At 71.9% G+C, this 21,094-nt stretch carries 23 protein-coding genes and 1 pseudogene; 6 read left to right on the top strand and 18 right to left on the bottom strand.

The window, feature by feature from the left end; genetic code table 11:
• Window positions 1-94: 94 nt before the first annotated feature.
• Complete coding sequence (locus ACFWZ5_RS09580; RefSeq protein ID WP_384792226.1) at window positions 95-1,228, bottom strand: M20 family metallopeptidase; 1,134 nt, start codon at window positions 1,226-1,228, stop codon at window positions 95-97.
• Between the two features lie 149 nt (window positions 1,229-1,377).
• Here ACFWZ5_RS09580 and nadE point away from each other — a divergent pair, with 149 nt between their 5' ends.
• Complete coding sequence (nadE, locus tag ACFWZ5_RS09575) at window positions 1,378-2,208, top strand: ammonia-dependent NAD(+) synthetase (protein WP_384792156.1); 831 nt, start codon at window positions 1,378-1,380, stop codon at window positions 2,206-2,208.
• 47 nt (window positions 2,209-2,255) lie between these two features.
• On the opposite strand, the gene sph is transcribed toward nadE, so the two are convergent.
• The gene (gene sph, locus ACFWZ5_RS09570; RefSeq protein WP_384792159.1) at window positions 2,256-3,233 is read right to left on the bottom strand and encodes a sphingomyelin phosphodiesterase; all 978 of its coding nucleotides are present in this window, start codon (window positions 3,231-3,233) and stop codon (window positions 2,256-2,258) included.
• 187 nt (window positions 3,234-3,420) lie between these two features.
• On the opposite strand from sph, the gene vph reads away from it, so the two are divergent.
• Complete coding sequence (gene vph / locus ACFWZ5_RS09565; protein WP_384792162.1) at window positions 3,421-4,326, top strand: viomycin phosphotransferase; 906 nt, start codon at window positions 3,421-3,423, stop codon at window positions 4,324-4,326.
• Between the two features lie 4 nt (window positions 4,327-4,330).
• On the opposite strand, the gene ACFWZ5_RS09560 is transcribed toward vph, so the two are convergent.
• From ACFWZ5_RS09560 to ACFWZ5_RS09540, 5 genes and pseudogenes are all read right to left on the bottom strand, one after another.
• Window positions 4,331-5,818 (bottom strand): SulP family inorganic anion transporter, encoded by a 1,488-nt coding sequence (locus ACFWZ5_RS09560; RefSeq protein WP_384792165.1) that lies wholly within the window; start codon window positions 5,816-5,818, stop codon window positions 4,331-4,333.
• A gap of 17 nt (window positions 5,819-5,835) precedes the next feature.
• The gene (locus tag ACFWZ5_RS09555; RefSeq protein ID WP_384792168.1) at window positions 5,836-6,438 is read right to left on the bottom strand and encodes a carbonic anhydrase; all 603 of its coding nucleotides are present in this window, start codon (window positions 6,436-6,438) and stop codon (window positions 5,836-5,838) included.
• 92 nt (window positions 6,439-6,530) lie between these two features.
• Complete coding sequence (locus ACFWZ5_RS09550; protein WP_384792171.1) at window positions 6,531-6,989, bottom strand: hypothetical protein; 459 nt, start codon at window positions 6,987-6,989, stop codon at window positions 6,531-6,533.
• A 5-nt stretch (window positions 6,990-6,994) separates the two neighbouring features.
• Window positions 6,995-7,378, bottom strand: a complete 384-nt coding sequence (locus ACFWZ5_RS09545) for a hypothetical protein (protein ID WP_384792173.1) — start codon at window positions 7,376-7,378, stop codon at window positions 6,995-6,997.
• A gap of 46 nt (window positions 7,379-7,424) precedes the next feature.
• Window positions 7,425-8,470: pseudogene (locus tag ACFWZ5_RS09540) on the bottom strand (hypothetical protein).
• Between the two features lie 358 nt (window positions 8,471-8,828).
• Here ACFWZ5_RS09540 and ACFWZ5_RS09535 point away from each other — a divergent pair.
• Window positions 8,829-9,344, top strand: coding sequence for an RICIN domain-containing protein (locus ACFWZ5_RS09535; RefSeq protein WP_384792176.1), 516 nt, complete (start codon window positions 8,829-8,831; stop codon window positions 9,342-9,344).
• A gap of 33 nt (window positions 9,345-9,377) precedes the next feature.
• Here ACFWZ5_RS09535 and ACFWZ5_RS09530 read toward each other — a convergent pair whose 3' ends face one another.
• The 11 genes from ACFWZ5_RS09530 to ACFWZ5_RS09480 all read right to left on the bottom strand — a co-directional run bounded on the left by ACFWZ5_RS09530 (window position 9,378) and on the right by ACFWZ5_RS09480 (window position 17,535).
• Window positions 9,378-9,539 carry a hypothetical protein gene (locus tag ACFWZ5_RS09530; RefSeq protein ID WP_384792179.1) on the bottom strand — a complete coding sequence of 54 codons (162 nt, stop codon included), beginning with the start codon at window positions 9,537-9,539 and terminating at the stop codon, window positions 9,378-9,380.
• A complete protein-coding gene (locus ACFWZ5_RS09525; RefSeq protein WP_384792182.1) occupies window positions 9,539-10,630 on the bottom strand; it encodes a hypothetical protein in 1,092 nt (363 codons plus the stop codon). Before ACFWZ5_RS09525 ends, ACFWZ5_RS09530 begins: the two co-directional genes overlap by 1 nt.
• Window positions 10,631-10,635: 5 nt before the next feature.
• Window positions 10,636-11,682 (bottom strand): hypothetical protein, encoded by a 1,047-nt coding sequence (locus tag ACFWZ5_RS09520; RefSeq protein ID WP_384792185.1) that lies wholly within the window; start codon window positions 11,680-11,682, stop codon window positions 10,636-10,638.
• A 61-nt stretch (window positions 11,683-11,743) separates the two neighbouring features.
• Window positions 11,744-12,691, bottom strand: coding sequence for a phage distal tail protein (locus ACFWZ5_RS09515; protein WP_384792188.1), 948 nt, complete (start codon window positions 12,689-12,691; stop codon window positions 11,744-11,746).
• 9 nt (window positions 12,692-12,700) lie between these two features.
• Complete coding sequence (locus ACFWZ5_RS09510; protein WP_384792191.1) at window positions 12,701-13,873, bottom strand: hypothetical protein; 1,173 nt, start codon at window positions 13,871-13,873, stop codon at window positions 12,701-12,703.
• Between the two features lie 20 nt (window positions 13,874-13,893).
• Window positions 13,894-14,430 (bottom strand): hypothetical protein, encoded by a 537-nt coding sequence (locus ACFWZ5_RS09505; RefSeq protein WP_384792194.1) that lies wholly within the window; start codon window positions 14,428-14,430, stop codon window positions 13,894-13,896.
• 40 nt (window positions 14,431-14,470) lie between these two features.
• Entirely contained in the window at window positions 14,471-14,839 is a 369-nt protein-coding gene (locus tag ACFWZ5_RS09500) for a hypothetical protein (RefSeq protein WP_384792197.1), read from the bottom strand.
• A gap of 14 nt (window positions 14,840-14,853) precedes the next feature.
• Window positions 14,854-15,147 (bottom strand): hypothetical protein, encoded by a 294-nt coding sequence (locus ACFWZ5_RS09495; protein ID WP_384792200.1) that lies wholly within the window; start codon window positions 15,145-15,147, stop codon window positions 14,854-14,856.
• Between the two features lie 36 nt (window positions 15,148-15,183).
• Window positions 15,184-15,756 carry a phage tail protein gene (locus tag ACFWZ5_RS09490; RefSeq protein ID WP_384792202.1) on the bottom strand — a complete coding sequence of 191 codons (573 nt, stop codon included), beginning with the start codon at window positions 15,754-15,756 and terminating at the stop codon, window positions 15,184-15,186.
• Window positions 15,757-15,799: 43 nt separating this feature from the next.
• Entirely contained in the window at window positions 15,800-16,207 is a 408-nt protein-coding gene (locus tag ACFWZ5_RS09485; protein WP_384792205.1) for a hypothetical protein, read from the bottom strand.
• Window positions 16,208-16,356: 149 nt separating this feature from the next.
• A complete protein-coding gene (locus tag ACFWZ5_RS09480; RefSeq protein WP_384792208.1) occupies window positions 16,357-17,535 on the bottom strand; it encodes an acetyl-CoA carboxylase biotin carboxylase subunit family protein in 1,179 nt (392 codons plus the stop codon).
• A 293-nt stretch (window positions 17,536-17,828) separates the two neighbouring features.
• Between ACFWZ5_RS09480 and ACFWZ5_RS09475 the strand changes: the two genes are divergently transcribed.
• The 3 genes from ACFWZ5_RS09475 to ACFWZ5_RS09465 all read left to right on the top strand — a co-directional run.
• Window positions 17,829-19,610: a carbamoyltransferase gene (locus tag ACFWZ5_RS09475; RefSeq protein WP_384792211.1), complete on the top strand. Its 1,782-nt coding sequence runs from the start codon at window positions 17,829-17,831 to the stop codon at window positions 19,608-19,610.
• An 89-nt stretch (window positions 19,611-19,699) separates the two neighbouring features.
• Complete coding sequence (locus ACFWZ5_RS09470; protein ID WP_384792214.1) at window positions 19,700-20,407, top strand: Crp/Fnr family transcriptional regulator; 708 nt, start codon at window positions 19,700-19,702, stop codon at window positions 20,405-20,407.
• Window positions 20,408-20,475: 68 nt separating this feature from the next.
• Window positions 20,476-21,094 (top strand): hypothetical protein (locus ACFWZ5_RS09465; protein ID WP_384890578.1); only part of this gene is annotated, 619 nt, incomplete at its 3' end.

The raw sequence follows: 21,094 nt of genomic DNA, 5'->3' as shown, positions 1-21,094 counted from the left end.
GGACAGGCCGGACAGGCCGGACAGGCCGGACAGGCCGGACAGGCCGGACAGGCCGGACGGGCCGAGCGGGCCGAACAGGGGTGCGCGGCCGCCGCTACGGGTGCCGAATCGCCTGCACCAGGCCGGTGACCAGGCGCGCCCGCTCCGGCATGGCCGCGACCACCACGTACTCGTGGTCGGCGTGGGCACCGCCCCCGACCGCGCCCAGGCCGTCGAGCGTCGGCACCCCGAGGGCAGCCGTGAAGTTGCCGTCGCTGCCGCCGCCGACAGCCGTGCCTTCGAGGCCGGGGAGCAGCGTCCTGGCCACCGCGAAGAGCTCGGCCGACGCCGACTCGGGCATCGGGGGTCGGCCGATGGCTCCCTGGACCGTGATCTCCGCACCGTCGAGGTGCGGGGCGAGCGCCGCGAACGCGGACTCGACGCGGTCCTTCTCGTCGGCCGACTCGACCCGGACGTCCACGACGACGGTCGCCTCCGCGGGGACGACGTTGTCCAGCGTTCCCGCGGACGCGACGGTCGGGGTGACGGTCGTGCCGATGGCGGGGCGGCCGAGCGCGGTGATGTCCAGTACCTGGTGTGCCGCCTCGACCAGGGCGTTGACCCCGGCCTCGGGTTCGAGGCCCGCGTGCGAGGCCCGGCCCGTGATGGAGACCTGGAAGGTGCCGCAGCCCTTGCGGCCGGTCTTCACGCCACCGCCGTCGGCGGCGCCCTCGAACACGAGCACGGCCCCGCAGGCAAGGGCCCGCTCTTCGATGAGGGCCCGGGAGGAGCGGGAGCCGACCTCTTCGTCGGCGGTCACCAGGATCTCGACGCCCGACCGGTCGTCGAGGGCCGCGACACCGTGGATGGCCTGCACCAGGCCGCCCAGCATGTCGAAGACCCCGGGGCCGGTGGCGTGCCCGTCCTCGACCCGGAAGGGGCGGCGCTCAAGGGTGCCGAGCGGGAACACCGTGTCGTGGTGGCCGAGGATCAGGACCTTGGGGTCGCCGCCGCCCGACCAGCGGACGTGCGGCCCGCCCTCGCTCCGCACGAGGACGGCCTGTCCGCCGAGCCGGCGCTCGATGACGGCCGCGACGGTCTCGGCCGATGCCGTCAGGGCGTCGAGATCGCGCGACGGCGACTCCACCTCGACGAGCGTCTGCAGGTCGGCGAGCATCGCGTCGACACTCACACCGGCACTCACACCGGCACTCACACCATCGGCCTCGTCCATGTCGGCCTTGTCCATCGTCACGCCGCAAGAGTACGTGGTGCGCCGCGCGGGCCGGAGGTCACCTGGTCGTCCGCCCCCGACCCGCCGCACACCCCTGGGTAGGGTGGGCGCGGCAGCACATCGTGAACATCACGCACCGCGTGAGACCGGAACAAGGAGCAGTCGTGAGTGAGCCGGCGTCCATAGTCCTGCAGCAGGAGATCGCCCGGGAGCTGGAGGTCGCCGAGGTCTTCGAGGCCGAGCGGGAGATCGAGCGCCGGGTGGCCTTCCTCGCCGAGCGGCTGACCTCCACCGGCCTGCGGTCCCTGGTGCTCGGCATCAGCGGCGGCGTGGACTCCACCACCGCAGGACGGCTGTGCCAGCTCGCCGTCGAGCGGGCCAGGGCCGCCGGGCACGAGGCGCGGTTCTACGCGATGCGGCTGCCCTACGGCGTCCAGGCCGACGAGCACGACGCCCAGCTCGCGCTCTCCTTCATCCGGGCCGACCACCTCCTGACCGTGGACATCAAGCCCGCGAGCGACGCCGCGCTCGATGCCGCCCTCGCCGCGGGCGTGACCTTCCGCGACGCCCACCACCAGGACTTCGTCCACGGCAACATCAAGGCGCGCCAGCGCATGATCGCCCAGTACGCGGTGGCCGGGGCGCACGGCGGCCTGGTCGTCGGCACCGACCACGCCGCCGAGGCGGTCTCCGGCTTCTTCACCAAGTTCGGCGACGGCGCCGCCGATCTGGTGCCGCTGACCGGCCTGACCAAGCGCCGGGTGCGCGCCGTCGCCGACGCCCTGGGCGCGCCCGCCGAACTGGTCTGGAAGACCCCGACCGCCGACCTGGAGACCCTCGACCCGGGCAAGGCCGACGAGGACGCCCTCGGGGTCACGTACGACGACATCGACGACTTCCTGGAGGGCAAGCCGGTGGACGACCGCACCTTCGAGACGATCGTCCGCCGCTACCGCCTCACCGACCACAAGCGCCGGCTGCCCATCGCCCCCTGACGGGCGCCTGTCCGTAGGGGGCGCCCGTCCTCAGCGGGTGTCGGTGCCTAGCTGCCCACGACCGGATAGTGGTCGGACAGGTTGGTGTACGTGTACTCCTTGCCCCAGCTCGACACCGTCCAGGGCGCGCTCTGCTCCTTGACCACGTCGTTCCGCCAGCCGGTGGGGCGGGCGTGGCCCTGGCGGGGCAGGACGTAGTCGAGGTCCTCGCGCGGGTCGCTCGGGTAGCGCTCCGCGGCGATGGAGTTGTCCCGTGTGTCGAAGGAGTACGGGTGGCCCGTGCGCGCGTCCGCGGGGGCGAGCCCGGCGTCGGCGAGCATCGCGTCGTACTCGGCGCTGTGCGAGTCGACGTTGAAGTCGCCCGCCACGAGCACCTGTTCGTCGGCGGGGATGCGCTTGGCGTCCAGGAACGCGTCCAGCTCCTTGAACTGCTTCGCCCGGGTCGCGGCCGCCTCGCCCGCCCCGCAGCCGGGGTCGGTCGACTGGGCGTGGGTGCCGACGACGTGCACCTTCGTGCCGTTGACGTCGAGGACGGTGTAGACGAAGCCCTTGTTGGAGTAGTAGTCGGCGCCGCAGGCGTCCTTGTAGACGTACTGCTCCTTGCGCAGGATCGGCCACTTGCTGAGGACCGTCACGCCGCCGTCCTCGGGCGTCAGCGCGGAGTACGCGCCGCCGGTGGCGTCCCAGCCCGTCTTGCTCCGGCCCATCACGGGGGTCTGGTGCGGGTACTGGGCCGCGGCGTTGTTCTGCAGCGCCTGGGACGAGGAGTTGTCGAACGCCTCCTGGAGCACGACGACGTCGTTGCCCTTGAAGAACCCGGCGGCGGGTATCTCCTTGGCGCGGTGGTCCTGGCCCCAGTTCGGGTACAGCGTCTTGCTGAACAGGAAGGTGTTGTACGTGAGCACCTTCAGGCGCGGCGTCTCGGCGGCCGCGGCGGTCGGGGCCGTGGCGACCAGGGTCGCCGTCGCGGCGAGTGTCACGGCGACGGCGCCGCCCAGGTACGTACGCGGCGTGGGGTGGGGCACGGAGGTCTCTCCCTGTGGGGGTGGGGACGGAACCGGCCGGATGTACCGGCGCGGTGCGGTCATCAAAAGCGCCGCTGGTTACGGCGGGTTGACGTCCGCGTGATGATCAATCGACTCATGAGAAGACTCGGGAGGGCGTGCCCCACACCGCCTCGACACATGTGTGCCCGACTCTTCACAGGCGGAATTGGGTTCGAGATCTGCGGAGCGTTCGCCGACCATGGGGATCATGGACATCCTCAAGACGCACCGTGAACTGCTCGGACGACTGCTGCCCGCTGACATGCCGGACCAACTCGTCGTCCACGAAGGGCAGTTCCACCATGTGGTGATCGGCGAGGACCGGGTGGTGTGCTTCGCCCGCACCGAGGCGGCCGCGCGGCGCCTTCCCGAGCGGGCGGCCGCGCTGCGCGCCCTGGAGGGGATCGACCTCGGCTTCCGCACGCCGCGGCCGCTCTCCGAGAACATCGCGCCGGGCGCGGACGAACCGTCGTACCTGGTGCTGAGCCGCATCCCCGGAGCGCCGCTGGAGGAAGCCGCGCTCGACCGCCCCGAAGCGGCGGAGGCGGTGGCGCGGCAGTACGCCACGCTGCTGTCCGCGCTCGCGGCCGCGGGGACCGACGCGCGCGTGCGTGCCGCGCTGCCTTCGGCCCCCGCGGGGCAGTGGCGGGAGTTCGCGGCGGGAGTACGGGCCGACCTGTTCCCCCTGATGTCGGCCGCCGGACGCCGCCGCGCCGCGGCCGAGCTCGCCGCGGCCGAGGCGCTGCCCCCTCTCACCACCGCCGTCGTCCACGGCGACCTCGGCGGCGAGAACGTCCTATGGGAGACAGCGGACGGCGTGCCCCGCCTGAGTGGCGTCGTCGACTGGGACGAGGTCGGCATCGGCGACCCGGCCGAAGACCTGGCCGCCATCGCGGCGAGCTACGGCGACGAACTCCTCCACCGGGTCCGCACACTCGGCGCCTGCACCGACGACGCCACGACCACACGCATCACGGCACTCCGCGACACCTTCGCCCTTCAACAGGCCCTCGCGGCCCTGCACGACGGCGACGAGGAGGAACTCGCGGACGGTTTGAGCGGCTATCGGTAGGCCCTCAGCGGAGGGCGGCGTCGGCCTCGTTCGCCGTCACCGCCGTCCCGTGTCGTTCGGCCCAGCCGGCGAGGGCCATCCCGCACGCGTGGTCCAGGTGGCGCAGGCCCGTCAGGTCGAGGCGGGTCGGGCGGTCGCGCGGCAGGGCCTCCAACTGGTCGAGGATCTTGGGCAGGCGCAGGAACGTGGCGTTGCCGACCACGCGGACGTGGATCGTGCCGGTGCCCTCGACGCCGTCGATCTCCAGGTGGACGTGCGAGGTGTCCCAGGCCGTCTTGACGACGGCGAGCGCCATGCCGATGAGGACGCCCTCGAACATGTTGGTCGCCACGATCGCCAGCGCCGTGACGGCGAGCACGAGCGCCTCGCCGCGGTGGGCGCGCCACAGCGGTGCGAACTCCTTGACCGGGATCAGCTTCCAGCCCGCGTGCACCAGGACCCCGGCGAGCGCGGCGACCGGTATGACACCGAGCGCCGCGGGGAACGCCGCGGCGAACGCGAGGAGCCAGACGCCGTGCAGGACCCGCGACGCCTTGGTCCTGGCGCCGGCCTGCACATTGGCGGCACTGCGTACGATCACCGCGGTCATCGGCAGCGCGCCGAGCGCCCCGCACACCGCGTTGCCCGCGCCCTGCGCCATCAGCTCCTTGTCGTAGTCGGTGCGCGGCCCGTCGTGCAGCCGGTCCACGGCCGCCGCGCTGAACAGGGATTCGGCGGACGCGATCAGGGTGAAGGCGAGGACCGTGCCGAGCGCGCCCACCAGGGCGCCGCCCGTCACCAGCGAGGAGAAGGCGTCGGCGCCGGGCGGCTGCACCGCGTCGAGCAGGCCGTGCACCTCCACCTTCGCCACCGGCAGGTCGAGGGCGAAGACCGCGGCCGTCGCGAGGGCGACCGCCGCGAGCGGCGCGGGCAGGGCCCGGGCCGCCCGCCGCCACCGCGGCCACAGCACCAGGACGGCGATGGTGCCGGTGCCGACGGCGAACGCGGCCAGGGCGTCACCGGAGCGGGCGGTGTCGGCGGCGAGCCGCGGCAGCTCGCCCAGCTTGGCGAGGCCGGACGCGGGTGCCTCGGCGTCGACCAGCGTGTACAGCTGTCCCGCGATGAGGACGAGGCCGATGCCCGCGAGCATGCCCTGGACCACCGCGACCGAGATCGCGCGGAACCAGCGGCCCAGCTTGAGGGCGCCCATGGCCAGTTGGAGGAGTCCCGCGACCAGGACGAGGGCGCCGAGGGCCTTGAGTCCGTACTCCTGCACGGCCTCGTACACCAACACGGTCAGACCGGCGGCAGGGCCGCTCACCTGGAGGCTGCTGCCCGGCAGGAGACCGGTCAGGAGGCCGCCGACGATGCCCGTGACCAGGCCGAGCTCGGCCGGTACGCCGGACGCGACGGCCACGCCCACGCACAGCGGGACGGCGACGAGGAAGACCACGATCGACGCGGTGACATCCGCGCGCAGTGTGGAGAGTTCACGCACTGAGGGCTTCTTCATGGTCGGTTCGGCTGCCTTCACAGGGGGAGGAACAGGTCGGTCCCGGCGTGGTGCGCTGCGACCAGGCCGGTGTGGACCTCGTAGTACCAGCCGTGCAGGCGCACGTCGCCGGTGTCGAGGCGCTCGCGCACACAGGGGTGTGCGCGCAGCCGCGCCAGCTGTTCGCGCACATGGCGCTGGACGGCGGCGGCGACCGCGGGCCCGTCGTCGGCGGGCAGCCCGTCGGAGAGCTGGCGGTCGAGCCAGTCCCGTACGGCGGGCAGCTCCGCGAGGTCGTCGCCGCGGGCCTTCGCGCCGACGGCACCGCAGTGCGAGTGGCCGCAGACCACGATGTCGGCGACCTTCAGGACGCGCATCGCGTACTCGATGGTGGCGGCCTCGGCGCCCGCGGGGCGGCCCTCCTCGTACGGCGGCACCGCGTTGCCCGCGGTGCGCAGCTCGAAGAGGTCACCGGGGCGGGCACCGGTGATCAGGGACGGCACGACCCGGGAGTCGGAGCAGGTGATGAAGAGCGCGAGCGGCGACTGTCCGGCGGCGAGCCGCCCGAACGTCTCCTGCTCCTCGCGCCGTTCGGCGATGCGGGCGGTGAGCCCGCGGGCATGGGTGATGAAGGTCTCCATGACAGAGACGCCTCCTGAAGTGAGGGTGAGGGTGGGGTACGGACGTACGGAGTCACGGGCGTACGCGGAGGCAGCCCGGTCCGGCCCGTGCGTCAGGAGCGCGCCACGCAGTGCAGGACGAGCACCTGGGCGCCCGTTCTGGCGGGTTCGGGTGCCGAGGGGCGGGGACCGGCCGGTCTGCGGGGCGTGCACGCGCCGGGGCGGGCGGCAGGGTCGGGCCACGTCCGTGCGAGCGCGGGGCGCTGGTCCGCCGCGGGGGTGTGCGAGCGGCCGCGCGCATAGTGCGGTGGCGGGCGGTGGGCCTCGCCGTCCACGGAGGCGTGTTCCTGTGCCTCGGCGGTGGCCGCGTGGGGTTCCGGTGCGGCGAGTGCCGGGGGTGCCGATGTGCCGGGCGGCGCGGTGGTGGCGGCGGCCGGAGCGGCGCCGCCGCACAGGAGGGAGAGCAGGACGATCACGCTGGCCGCGACCCAGCGGCGCAGGTGTGCCGCCGCGCTCGGCCATCGGACCGGAGAGTCAGAGGTGCAGGGGGCGCCGGGGGTGAGGTGCTTCATGGTCGTCAGGGCCCCGGGGCGCGGGACGCCGTGTCGGCGTGCGGGTGCTCGTTCACCTGTCGCCCGGTCCTTGGGGGGAAGCGCACGATGGTCCAGTGCGGCAGGGTGCCCTCGTCGAAGGGGCCGAACTCCCGCACGTACAGGGGAATCCAGCGCAACGCCTGCTCGACGGCCTGTTCTCTGCCGGGCTCGCGCTGGTAGTCCTCGTACGCGATGCTGCGGTGCTCGATGAAGAAGCCGCCCGGGAGCCGCTGTTCGCAGACCTGCCGCTCCACGTACTCCCGCGGCGCGCCGGCCGTGGCGGTGAAGTGAGCCACGACTTCCGTGCGCAGGCGGTCGTCGAGCAAGGACGCGGTGGGGTCGGCGGACACGGCGGGCTGCGTGGGCATGGTGTTCCCAGGAGGCGGTGGGGGGGAGGGGCGGGAGGGAGAGGGCTCAGCCGTCCTGGGCTAGCCAGGCGTACTTGCCGGATCTGCCGATGGGGAGGTGCTCCTGGTGCTCCAGATCGGTGGCCCGTGCGATCAGTCTGGTGACGCCGATGCGCAGCGCGTCGGCCTCGGCGGGGGCGAGCGGCGCGCCGTCGAAGGTCGTGTAGCGGAGCAGGGCGCGGGCAGGGTCGCGGGTGTCGAGCTGGTGGATGAAGACGCGCGGCGACGCGTCGGCGACCACGTCGTCGAGGTCGCCCTGGGCGACGGGCCCGTACACGGTCTTCAGGAGTTCCTTCTCGCGTCCGCAGAACCGGGAGATGCGGGCCGGGTCCGGCGAGCCGTCGTCGGTGCGCACGCAGTCGCCCGAGAGGTAGCGGACCAGGGGCATGTGGGGGTTGCGGACGCTGGTCACGATGAGGCTGACGGGCGCGGGAAGGAGGCCCACAGGCCCCAGTCGACGGCCTTGCGCACCAGGTGTGCGAGATGGGGGCCGGAGCAGTCCAGGTGGTACCGGCCGCGAGGGTGGGCGGCGCCCGCTGCGCGGATCTCGCTGATCATGCGCTCGACGTCGGCGCGGTCCCACAGGGCCGGGTCGTGCCGGAGGTTCACGTAGAACGTCCGCTCGTCCAGGCGTCGTTGCTCCAGGTCCGGCACGGGGTCGGGCTGCGCGTGCGCGCCCGCGCGCCTGCGGGCGTTGACGCGGGCGACGTGCTCGGTCGCGAGGACGGTGGTGAGGGAGACCCGCCGGCAGCCCTGGTGCCAGGTGTCGGCGATGTCAGGGTGCTCGCTCCACAGCTGGTAGTAGGAGTGGAGCAGGAAGTACGGGGGCCGGATGAGCTGCATCCGCGCGTGGTTGGTGCCCGTCGAGAGGGCGAACTCCGCTTCACCTGCTGCGAGGGCGGCCGTCAGTGCGGGGGTCATCCAGTTGTCGGGGAAGCCGCGGGCGATCTCCGGCTTCTCCAGGATGGGGAAGTGGCCGCGTTCGACGGACGTCCGGTAGATCGGAATGTTCTTGATCTGGTCGACGACGTCGGCGCTCGGCTGACCGTTCATGACCACCCTTCGGGGGTGTCGGCGCGTGTGGGGGGGCGATGGGCCCGGCGCGCGCCGGGCCCATCGAGGCAAAGGCACCTGGCGGGTGCGCCGCCGCAATTGAAGGTAAAAGCGAGGCCAAGTTCAAGTCAAAGGAGGGCAATGTCGCATGGCTCAAAAGCCGTTCGGCGCAGGGACTTTGGCTTGATCCTTTGGGGCGCGTGGGGCGCTATTCACCTTCTCTTCACTCGCATGTCGTCGAAGCTGCACGCGCAGGGAGGGAAGGAGGATCGGGTTCCACTCAGCGGAACTGCCCTTCCCGGCTGCGGCGTTCGCTCGGCATGCTCGGGTGCGGAATCCGTCCAGGGAGGGGAGAACCATGCACCAGTGCAAGCACGGCTCCAGGCTTCGTACGCGCGTCATGGCCGCCGTGACCGGCCTCGTGGCCGCACTCACCACGGGTCTGGTGGCCACGGCTCCCGCTCACGCCGATGCCCGCGCCGGATTCAGCCTCCGCTCCGTCCTCGACACCAGACTGTGTCTGGACGTGCGGGGCGGGGTGGCCACGGCGGGGCAGGACATGCAGCTCTGGGACTGCCACGGCGGCGCGGGCCAGCGCTGGACCTGGCAGGGCACCCACCTCGCCAGTGACCTCCGGCCCGGCCTGTGCCTCGACGTGCGGGGCGGGGTGGCCGTGGCGGGGCAGGACGTACAGATCTGGGGCTGCACCGGGGGAGCGGCTCAGCGCTGGACCTGGCGGGGCAACTCCCTCGTCAGTACCCTGCGGCCCGACCTCTGTCTCGACGTCCGTGGCGGGGTCGGTGTCAGGGGCCAGGACGTGCAGATCTGGTGGTGCAACGGCACCGCCGGTCAGCGGTGGGAACAGGCGGGCTGATCCGCGGCGGCCGTCCGCGGGCGCCCTGGGCCCTCACGTCGCCTCGTCCCCGGCCTCCCCCTCGGCCGTCTCGGGCGCGTCCCCCGCCGCCCGCGCCGGTGCCGCGGCGCGCGTGTTGACGTACGCGGTCAGCTGCCGCACCTGCCGTTCCAGGGCTTTGATGCGGTCCACGATGTCCTCGGGGAGATTCGGCATCAGCTGGCCTCCAAGGCTTCCAGGAAGAGTTCCGCGGTCTCGGCTCGGCCCCGTTCGGGGGCGGTGACCTTGACGCCGATGACGCGGTACGACGCGTCGAGGCCCTGGCTGAACCACACGTCGTGGATCCGCAGGCGCACCGTCGTGCCCAGGAGCGACGGGGTGGTGTCCGCGTCCAGGCGGATGCGGACGGCCGGGATCACGACCGGTCCTGCGAGCGCGGCGAGTTCGGCGCGGGCGAGGGCGTTCAGGGCCGTCTTGTCGGTGACGTTGCTGTGGTCGGACGTGGTGTCGATGCGGGGGTAGCCGCCCTCGATGAGGGCCTGCGCCACGTGCTCGTCGGACAGGACCGGGCCTTTGGCGCCCTCGGGGGTGCCGCCGCGGGCGCGGGCGGTCGTGCCGCCGCGGGTGGCGTCCCGGGGGAAGGAGTACGTGAGGATGTCGCCGGGCAGATCGAGGACCGTCGTGCCCTCGCCGACGTGGATGCGCGGGGCGCCGAACAGGAGCCGCTTGGCGCGCTGCCCGGTCGCCGGATCGCGGTAGACGCTCACGACGTACTCGAATCCGGGCTCCATCGCGGCGAGTTGGGTGATCGCCTCCTCCACCGGCGTCTCGTCGCCGTCCAGATACGTGACCGTGCGCCGCGTGCCCGGCGGCGCCGGGGCGTAGCCGACGCCGATGTCGCCGCCGGGCGCCGCCTGGATGTGCTCCCACAGGCGCCGCACGATCGTGAGGTCGTCGGTGTCGGTGTACGTCAGGTTCTGCCGGATGTGGCGGCGGGCCGCGTACGAGTCGAAGGTGGCGGCCTGCAGCGCGACGGTGACCAGGCCCTGCTCGTCCATCGCCGGGGTGAGCGTCCACACGATGCCGCCCCAGCACACCTGGTCGCCGCGTTCGAGGTACACGGCGGTGCGGCCCTCCACGATCTCCCGGACCCGCCGCGCCATCCGCCGGTTGGGCACAGCAAGCGTGGCGCTCAGCGAGCCCGGCTTGCCGATGTAGTCGTCGAACTCCAGGCCCTGCAGGGGCAGGACGTCGATGGGCGTGTTGGTCCGCAGGTCGGCGAAGAACGCGAGGTACGGGCTGTCCATCGGGGTCAGGCGACCGGGTCGACGCGGAGGAAGCGGCGGTCGAACCACGCCTTGTGCCCGTCGGTTCCCGACCTGTAGGCGCCGGTGATGACGTACTTGGCGCCGGGGACGAGGCGGCCGAGAGGGAAGGTGGTGTACGTGGAACCGGAGCCGGGGCCGCTGCGGGAGGCCGTGTACTCGTCCGTCGCCGTGAACACCGGGGCGCCGCCCGCGGCCGGGCGCACGTTCACCGACATGTATCCGTCCTTGCCGTCCTCCGCCCACATCAGCGCGCCGAGCGAGATGTGCACCCACGTCGAGGCGGGCGCGGTGAACTCGGTGCCGAACGGGTTGGTGATGACATCGGCGAGGGACTCGGTGAAGTCCTTGGACGTGGTGAACCCGGCGTCGACGTTGTACTTCACCTGGGCGTCGGGGATGTACTTCTGCCACTGGCCGCCGTCCCAGCGTTCGAGGCGGCCGCCCAGGTCCCGGTACTGCCCCACATAGGTGCCCTGCGTCCCGAAGCCGCCCCCGGCGGGCAGGATGCCGCCGAGCGCGGCCGTGTAGCGCCGCCGGTCGGCCACCGACGTCGCCCACGTGATGCCCCGCGCCGCCGACGCGCCCGCCGCCACCGACACCTCGTACAGCAGCTCGGCGTTCTTGGGCAGGGCGGGCGGCACCGGCGCGCTGGCCGGGGCGCCCTGGACGATCTCCAGGACGGCCTCGTAGCGGCCCGACGCGTCGTAGTCCGCGTCGTACACCCGCACCACCAGCGCGTCGACGCGCGGCAGCGTGGCGTGGCCGTCGGCGAAGGTGAGCAGCGTGTCGGTGTCCACGGTGACCGGGTAGCCGCCCTGCGCGGCGGCGGAGGTGCCCGCCACCCACAGCCTCCCGGGGGACAGGCGGGCCTGCATGCTGGTGGCCGCCGTGCCGGTCAGCTGCAGCCCGCCGACGGCGCAGCCGCCCCGCGCGGTCAGGGGTCCGGAAGAGGCCATCCCGAGGCTCGCGGCGAGACGCGTGTCCTCCCGGGTCTGCCCGGTGGGCAGATGCCATGCGGAACGTATCGTCATGGAACACTCCAAAGTCGCTGGACAAAGGGGCGCGTGCGGTGCCGCGCCCCGACGGCGGCCCTCACCACTCGGCCGAGCGCCAGGCGACCGTGGCCGACGCCTGCTCCACGTCGCCGGACTCGGCCCGGAAGGACAGCCGGGACGCGCCGGGGGAGAGGGTGAACAGCTCCTCGGGGACGCTGCCCACGGTCGCGGTGTGGCGGCGTGACGCGGTCCCGTTGAACAGCACCGTGCCCTCGGCGGTGTCGACCTCGAGCACATCGCCCTGCGCCAGGCCGAGGTCGTACTCCAGCCAGGTGCCGTCGCTGTGGTTGGCCAGGCGCGGCGTGGCGCACGGCCCGGTGAAGGTGATCAGTGGGTGGGCGGGGGCGCTCCCGGCGTTCTCCACCGTGACGTCGCCCGTGGAGCCCGGGGTGCCCCAGCCCAGTGGCCACGTCAGCGGCCAGGTCAGGCCCGGCTCGCGGCGCGGCAGGCCGACCGTGGCGCGGCGCGCGACGCTCTCGTAGCGCCGCGGGTCCATGGCCTTCCACTGGAGCGTCGCCTTGGCGAGGCGGTTCGTGAGGAACTGCCGGTCGGTGGGCACCACGCGCTGGGTGACCCGCGCCCTGACGGCCAGCGTCTCGCCGTACAGCCGCACCGCGAGCCAGTCCTCCTCGTCGCGTACGGCGGTGGCGGCGCGCAGGGCGCGGAGCGCGGCGAGCGCCGCCTGCGGGCCGCCGCCCGGGTCCGGCGCGAGCCACAGCTGCGCGGTGACCGTGCGCGGCTGCGCCCACTGTGTGCCCGGCCAACCGCCGTGCCCCGACGGCCGGTTGGCGTCGGACGACTCAAGTCCGGGCAGCTCCTCCCAGCCGGTCAGCCCCTCCGCGGCGACCCAGAAGGCGGTGCCGGGGCCGATGAGCAGCTCCGCCCACTGCACCTGCCCGTCCGCGGTGATCAGCGCACCGGGTTCGCCCGCGGTCACGTCCGCCGTGCCGGGCGCGGGCGCCTCGTACGTCGCTCCGCCAGCCATCCGCTCACCTCACCCCCTGGCCTTCATCAGGAACATCAGATCCTCGGCGGTCTGCCGGGCGCTGCCGCCGCGGGCCTCGTAGTAGTTCTCGATCACCACTCCGCCCGCGGCCCGCGGCCGGGGGCCGAGCGCGCCGACCTGACCCACGCCCGGCCGCATGCCGCGGGCGAGCAGCGCCTCAAGCCGGTTCAGCGGGAGCACGGCCTCGGCCTGCCCCGCCTCGCCGAGCAGGGCGAGCGTGCCGCCCGCGCGCGGCAGCACGACGCCGCCCTGCGCCAGGGTGGGGATCGTCGGCAGATTGACGCCGAAGCTCTGGCCGCCGAACTTCGGCACCCACTTCGGGATGGTCACCTTCACCGTGTTCAGCGCCCGGATCGCCGAGTTGACCAGGCCGATCACCGCGTTGATCGGCCCCTTCACGGCGCCGAGCACGCTGTTGAAGACCCCTCTGGTGAACCCCGCGAGGCCGTTCCAGGCCCGGTGCAGCCCGTCGCGGACGGCGCGGAACGCCGCCGGGATGCGCTCACGGAGGAAGTTCAGGGCCGGTCTGATCACCGCGAGGACCGCGTGGATCACGGTCGTGATGATGGTCTTGTAGATGGTGAAGTAGGTCTTGACGACGGTCCAGATCACCTTCAGGACGACCTGGAAGGCGACCTTGATGGCGTTCCACGTCGCCTGCACGACCTGCCGGGCGACGCGCATCGTCGTACCGATCACCTGCCCGATGATCCGGAACGCCGCCTGCACGATGCGCTGCACCGTCTTGGACTGCATCGCCATGTCGATGAGCTTGGTGATCAGCGGGAGCAGCAGCGCCATGATCGCGCCGAAGATGTTCGCCTTCATCGCGGTGTTCAGGCCGCGCTGGGCGGTGGTGACGCCCTGCAGGCCGGTCTTCATGCGGCCCATCAGGCCGCCGCCGCGCGTGGCCGACTTCCCGGCGCCGTCCATGGCCCGGTCGGCCTGCCGCGCGCTGCGGGCGGCGGCGTCGGCCTGCGTCTTGACCCCGCGGAAGGAGCCGGCCGTGCGGTCGAGGCCGCCCTTGATCCGGGTGACGGCCCGGTCGGCCTGCTGCACGGCCGAGCGCAGCCTGCTGACTCCGGACTCGGCCTGCCCCGCGTTGGTCCGCAGCCCACGGAAGCCGGAGGCGGAGCGGTTCAGTGCTTGCACGAGTGACATGGGTGCCTCCTGAGGGCCCGTCAGCCGAGTTCGTCGACGAGACGGTTGATGCGCCGCTCAAGGCGGTCGATGGCCTGTGAGGCCTGGGTGATGTTCGCCACGTTGGCCGTCTGCTCCCCGGAGCGTCTGCTCAGCCCGCCGCGTTCGGCGGCGGCCCGCTGGCGCTGGAGCGCCCGGTCCGCGGTGCGCTGTGCCGCCCGGGCGAGGTTCTGGACGCGCTGGATGTCCCGGCGCAACTGGTCGGGGGCCTCTCCCTTGAGCCGGGCCAGGAAGTCACCGACGAGGTTGAAGTCCTTGCCCCACACGCGGACGTTGCTCTCCAGGCCCTTGAACGAACCGGCGATGCCCGTGATCTCGCCCTTGACGCCGTTGACCTCGGCGTTGACCCCGGTCAGCGCCTCCTTGTGCGCGGCGACCTCCACCTCCAGCGGACCGATGCGTTTGACCTGCTCATCCTTGGAGGCCTTGATGAGCGCCTTGACCCGCTCCTCGAAGTCGTTCTTGACGGAAGGGACGGGACCGCCGTCACGCCGGTGCCCGCCGGGGGGCGTCGTCATGGTTCCTCCTCTCGTCCGGCCCGCGCGGCACTCGGGCGCGTCAGCCGAAGAAGCGGGCCAGCTCGGCCGCGCCGGGCCCTTCGGGGGCGGGCGGGGCGTCGTCCTCGGCGCCCGGCCGCGGCACCGGCTGCGGCGGCTCCGGCGCCGGCTCGTCCTCGTCGCGGTTGACGGACGCGAACATCCAGTTCGCGATGGCCAGATGGTCGACCACGGCGGCGAGGAGGTGGTCCGTGAGCGACCACCGCGCCGCCTCGCCCTCCTGCGCGCACCGGAACGCGCTGTCCTGCGGCAGGTGCCGGACCAGGACCGCGAGACGCCGCGAGGACAGCGCGCCGCGGTGCCAGTCGAGGAGGTCGACGCCGTAGTACCGCAGCAGATCCGCCTCGATGGCCTCGGCGTGCTCCTCCACGAGCGCGCCGAGGCTCAGCCTTCCCCCACGCTCAGCCCCGTCGCCTCGCCGTAGGCGTTGAGGACGGCGGCCACGTCCTGGACGCTGAGGTCGTGGTCGCCGAGCCGCTTGTACTGCTCCTCGCCGAGCAGCAGCGCGAGCAGGCCGTCCAGGTCGCTGTCGTCGAGCGACGCGAGCGCCTGGGCGGAGCGGCGCGGAATCTCCGTGGGCAGCGAGAACGTGTCGCCGTCCACCTCGAACTCCCACTTCAGGCCCAGGGATTCGAGCCGCTGGGCGCGGGCGGCGTTGACGTTGAAGGACGCGGGCATGAGGCTCCTCGGTCGGCGGGTTCGGTGGCCGGTGGGCTACTTGGCGAAGGCGGGGTCGTTCATGAGCCAGCTGGCCAGCGGCGCCTCGTTGTCCACCGCGAGCGCCGTGAACGTGATGCCGAGCTTGACGGACGCGGTGCGGGTGAGCTGGAGCTCCTCGGTCTCGGTGACCTGGCCGCGGGCGATGGTGAACCGGTACTTGATGGTGCCGCCGTCCGCGAACTCCACGCCGAGCATCCGCTCGTCCTGCTTGGGCTCGGCGGCCACCTTGTACGCGTAGAGCTTGGAGCCCTCGGCCGTCTCCTTGACGTCGCCGCCGCCGAAGAAGAACGGCAGGGTGTCCTCGTTCAGCTGGAGCAGCGCGAACTTCACGGTGAGGTCGCGGTCGGAGTACACGAAGCGGGCCGGGCTGACCGACTGCCAGGTGTCCACCGGGTCGATCTTGTCCTTCTTGTTGAAGCGGATGCCGTCGGTGGTGGTGTAGCCCAGGTCGCGCCAGCCTGCGGCCCAGCCGGTGGTCACGTCGGCGGGCGGCGTGGTGCCGAGCGGGGCGGTGAGGATGCGTCCCGTGCCGGCGACGCGGATCTCGTTCGGGTTCATTCCGGGCATGCGGACTCCTTCGGGCACGCCCTTCCCGGGCGTGCGGTGGGCGTCAGGCCGGGCGGATCGAGAGCCGGGTGGTGGACAGATAGCGGCTGGCGGCCTGCCGGTTGTAGTCGGGCAGCCAGCGCGGCCCGTCCGCCTCGACGGCGTCGGTGACGTACGCGCTGCCGTACGTCGTGCCCCGCACGGTGAGGAGCGCCGTGCGGGCCGCCGTGGCCACCGTGTGGGCCGTGGGCTTGTCGGGGCCGTAGACCTCCAGGTCGATCAGAGGGTGGTCGAGGTGCTGGTCGTCGATCCACACCCCGCCTGCCCGGGACACGAGCACGGCCTTCTGGGTGCCGTCGAATCCCGGGGGAGTGCGGTTGTCGACGATGACTCCGGCCAGCTCGGGACGGCTCTTGAGGTGGTCGACGACGAGGCGCTCGACATCCGGGAACACGATGGGCGGATCACTCACGCGCACACTCCTTGCGTGGTCCGGAGCGTTCATTGTGGCCGTCGGGTGAAGTGGGTGCAATGTGCTTGCGGCGAAAGTCCGGTGACTGTGCATCGGAATGTGATGCTCCGTCAACTCCTGCGCAACAAGCGGCGTTTGAGGATGATCGGCTACCGCATCCGGGCGCCGCCGCCCGTCTCGTTGAAGCGCGCGATGTCGTCCAGCATCTGCTCCAGTTCCAGCTCGTCCGGGTCGGACACGATCGCGTGCCCGACCTTGCCGTACGGGCCGACGGGTGCGTCGGGAGAGGAGTCGTAGGTGATCTCGTCGAAGCGGAAGGCGCGCTCGAAGTCCTCCTGGGTGAGACGGCCGCCGCGGGGGCGGCGCAGGAGTACGTAGCCGTAGAAGCGGTCCGGTGCGGTCGTGCCGAGGTGGTGGGTCGGCTCTTCGCCGAGGGCGAGGCTGATTTCGATGTCGAAGAGGTCGACGCCGTAGGTCAGCTTGTTGACCTGGGGGGACAGTGCGCCGGGGAGACGGATGGCGCACTCGCCGAAGGTCAGCCCCGCTTCCGTCGTGAAGGCCTCCAGGTGGAAGACGCAGTCCGGGGCGTCGAGGCCGGCGAGTGCCTGACCGGCCAGTGCCTCCGCGTCCTTGAACAGGGCCGCGTGGCGGTTCCGGTCGCGTACGTGTGCGGCCAGGACGCCGCCCTGTACGGCGCTGAGCGGTGAGATGTGATTGCGGCTCAACGACGACCACTGGAGTTCGCCGTTCCGCCAGATGCCGTCGAGATAGACCTCCGGCGCGTCGACGAACGACTCGGCGACCATCGCGACATCCGACTGTCCCGGGAATGCGTCCAGGGCCCGTGCGTACTCCTCGGGGGAGCCGACGACGCTCGTACGGAGAGCTCCGGCTCCGGTCGCCGGTTTGACGACGAAGGGCTCGCCCAGCTCGTCCTTGAGCTCCGCGTAGGGCGTGTCCCGTGCCGCGTACCGGCAGCGTGCCCGCTCGACCTGCGGGGGCAGCCTGCTCTTCTGGAGGAACTTGTCCCGGAAGGAGAGGGCCGCCTTCGCGTCGGCGTTACCCGGAAGGCCCAACTCCCGGCGCAGATAAGCCGCTCCGAATACGCCCATCTCGTGGACGGAAAGCACTCCTGCCAGGTCGTGGATGTTCGCCGAGAGAACCGCCCGCAGTATTTCCTGAGCGTTCTCCATGTCGGCGACGCGGGTGTATCTCCGGTGCTGTGGCGGATTCGCCGGTGCCTGCACGATGTAGTACGGATCCAAACCCCGTTGCTGCAGTGCCTGGTCGAGGTCGTCCCGGTATCCGATCACCATCATTGTCGCCATGATCGCCTCCTCGAATTACGGCTGGCCGAAACCTTAAAGGATCGTTTGGCGGACGAAGGTGTGACATGGGTCACGGCTTGAACTGGTGGGAGATGAGGGGTAGTTCGTCCCCTTGATGGCCGTCTGGTGGGCGTGCGTGGTGAGTTGGTGCCGTATGCCGAGTATTGAGTGGTACTCCGTGTCGCGGAAGTGCAAACCTCAACTTGCTCGTGTTGCACATCTATCCCTTGTGTCCGCGGCGTGCGTAGCCTGATCGCCCTGCCGCAATGTCGCGCTTGGGAGGCTGAGGGCCAGTGATCGTGCTCGGGTACAACGGATTCACCAAGGGTGCGGAGCTTTTCGGACGGCTCTACGGGGCGACGGGCATCGCCCGTAATCTCCTGGTCGGCCACGACGCGGCGGCGGCTCTTTCGATCGACGGCGAGGTGGTCGCGGCGGTCGAGGAGGAGCGGTTGAGCCGGGTCAAGAAGACCGCCGATTTCCCGGTGAACGCCATCGACTGGTGCCTTGACTCCGCCGGAGTATCCCTTGATCAGGTGGATGTTTTTGCTTTTCCTTGGCGTTTTTCGGAGACCGTTGCCGAGGAGATGATGGCGCAGATATGCGACGGCGGTCTGCCGGTCGCCGCGAAGTTCGACGCGCTGCGGCGCCTGGGTGAACTGCACACCGACATGCTCAGCCGCGAAGCGGTCTACAGCGACTTCGTCCAGCGCACCGGTCACGAACTCGACCCCAACAAACTCGTCCTGGTGCCCCACCACCTGGCCCACCTCATGTGCGGCGCCTACCTGGCGGGCGGGGGCGACGCCGCCTTCCTGGTGAGCGACGGCCGGGCGGAGACCCTGTCCGCCGTGATGGGTGAGCTGCGCGATGGCGTGGTCCGCCTCTTCGACGACAGCGCCGTCGACATGACCAGCTCACTCGGCGTGGCCTACGGCAGGATCACCCGCTACCTGGGCTTCGTGCCCAACAACGACGAGTACAAGGTGATGGGCCTGGCCGCGTACGGCCCGCCGCCCCGGCACAACCCGCTGCTCGAACACGCCGTGCGGCTGCACGAGAACGGCTCGTACACCCTCTCCATACCGAAGGACCCGGACGCGTACTACGCCCTGTTCGACGGACTCTTCGGCGGCGACAGCGAGAAGCGCGAGGAGTTCGACTTCCGGGTGAAGGTCGCCGGGCTCGCCCAGCACATGGTCGAGGCCGTCACCGCGCACCAACTGCGGACGCTGACCGCCGCGTCGAGCCTGGACACCCTCCTCTTCGAGGGCGGCCTTGCGCTCAACTGCGTGGCCAACACGAAGATGCTGGAGAGGTCGACGTTCACCGGCATGGAGGTCAGCTTCGGCGCCAGCGACCCGGGGGTCGCCATCGGCGCGGCCGTGTACGCGGCGGGGCTCAGGAACCGGCCCGCCGACGCGGTCACCACGCCCTACCTGGGCCCCTCGTACGACGAGGGCCAGGTCCTCGACGCGCTGGCGCAGTACGCGGACCGCGTCACCTGGCAGGAGGAGCCCGACGCCGCCGCGGTCGCCGAGCGGACGGCGGGCCTCCTCGCCGAGAAGAACGTCGTGGGCTGGTTCCAGGGCCGTACCGAGTTCGGGCCCCGCGCCCTGGGGAACCGCAGCATCCTCGCCAACCCGGCCTTCCCCGACATCAAGGACATCATCAACCTGCGGGTGAAGCACCGGGAGCCCTTCCGCCCGTTCGCGCCCGTCGTCCTCGCGTCACAGGCGCCGCGCGTCTTCGAGATGGGCAAGAAGACCTCGTCCCCGTACATGACGTTCGTCTTCCCGGTGCGCAAGGAGTACCAGGAGCGGATCCCCGGCGCCTGCCACGTCGACGGCACGGCGCGGGTCCAGACGGTCGACGAGCGGCAGAACCCCCGGCTCGCGGAGCTGCTGCGCGCCTTCACGGCGCGCACGGACGTGCCCTGCCTGCTCAACACCTCCTTCAACGTCGCCGGTGAGCCCATCGTCTGCTCGCCGCGGGACGCGCTGGAGTGCTTCCTCGCGACCGAGATCGACTACCTGGTGATCGACCGGTTCGTGGTCACCAAGAAGGGCAGCTGACCGAGCTGATTGACGTGCGCCTGCCAGCTGCCTAGCGTGCTGTCGGTTCCACGCGGTTTCCAGGTCGGTGCCGGTCCGGGGCGGTCAGCTTGAGTCTCATCGAACAGGAACAACCCCTGCTCGACGCGTTACGCCGGCAGGACCGCGCGGCCCTGCTGGCGTCGGGCGTCCCGCGCGGCTACGAGGGCGGCGACGTGCTCCTGCCCGAGCGGGCCACCACCTCGTACGTCGTCGCGATCCTCAGCGGCTGGGCGGTGGTGTCCGTGGACACCGAGCGCGGCCATCGGCTCATCCTCGCGCTGCGCGGCGCCGGTGAGCTGGTCGGCGAGCTCGCGGCCGTGGACCGGCGGCCGCGCAGCGCGACGGTGACGGCGCTCGGGCACGTGGACGCCGTGGTGATTCCCGGCGACCGCTTCCGCAGGTTCCTCGGCACCAACCCCGCCGCGAGCTCCTTGGTCCTGCGACAGCTCAGCTCCCGGCTGCGCAGCTCCGACGGCGAACGCCGCTCCCTGGCGTCGGAGAACGTGCTGCAGCGCCTCGCGGCCCGCCTCGTCGAGCTGGCCCACCGCATCGGGCGCCGCAACCCCGACGGCAGCGTCACCATCGACCTGCCGCTGCCGCAGCACGACCTCGCCGCCTCCGTGGGCTCGACCCGCGAGGCCGTCGCCAAGGCACTGCGCCTCCTGCGCGAACAGGGCATCGTCCGCACCGCCACCAAACGCCTGGTCGTCACCGACGTCGAACCGCTGCTCCTGCTGGCCGGGGACGGCCCCGCAACCGCGCGGCCGGATGTGTAAACGGATACATACGCCGCTGCCTGCCGCGGCCATCCTGGTGGTGTCGCACCGTCGTCGAGGGGGTTGGAGTGACCGGACACGAGGCCGTCCACCGGCTGGTGGTGAGCGCGGACATCAAGGGGTCCGGAAGCCTGGGACACCAGGCCAAGCTCCGGTCGCGCCAGGGCATGTACGCGATCCTCAAGGCGGCCTTCGACGCGGCCGGGGTCGGCGGCGACCAGCTGCACCTGGAGGACCGGGGCGACGGCGTCCTCGCCGCGCTGGCCCCGGAGGTGCCGCCGTCGGCCCTGGTGGGGCTGTGGCTCGAAGAGGTCCACCAAGGCCTGCGTGAACACAACGCGGGCCTCGCCGAACCGCTGCGGCTGCGGATCGCCGTGCACGGCGGCCCCGTCAGCCACGACGGCCGGGGCCTCGTGGGCAGGGCGGTCGACCTGACGTGCCGACTCTGCGACAGCGAACCGGCCAGGGCCGTCCTCGCGGCCGACGACAGCGTCGCCCTCGTGTTCGTGGTCTCCGACGTGCTCTACCACTCGGTGGTCGCGGAGGGCGGCCGGTTCGTGGAGCCCGAGCACTACCGCCCGATACCGGTGCGGGCCAAGGAGACCGACGAGGTCGCGTGGTTCCACGTACCCCGCCGCACCGAGCCGCCCCTGCCCCCGCCCGGGCCTCCGGCACGCCCCACGGGGG

It is taken from the genome of Streptomyces sp. NPDC059003 (genome assembly GCF_042740445.1).
In the GTDB taxonomy this organism is placed as follows: domain Bacteria; phylum Actinomycetota; class Actinomycetes; order Streptomycetales; family Streptomycetaceae; genus Streptomyces.
The sequence above is the reverse complement of the archived record's forward strand: the minus strand, read 5'-3'. Positions and strand labels throughout refer to the sequence as shown.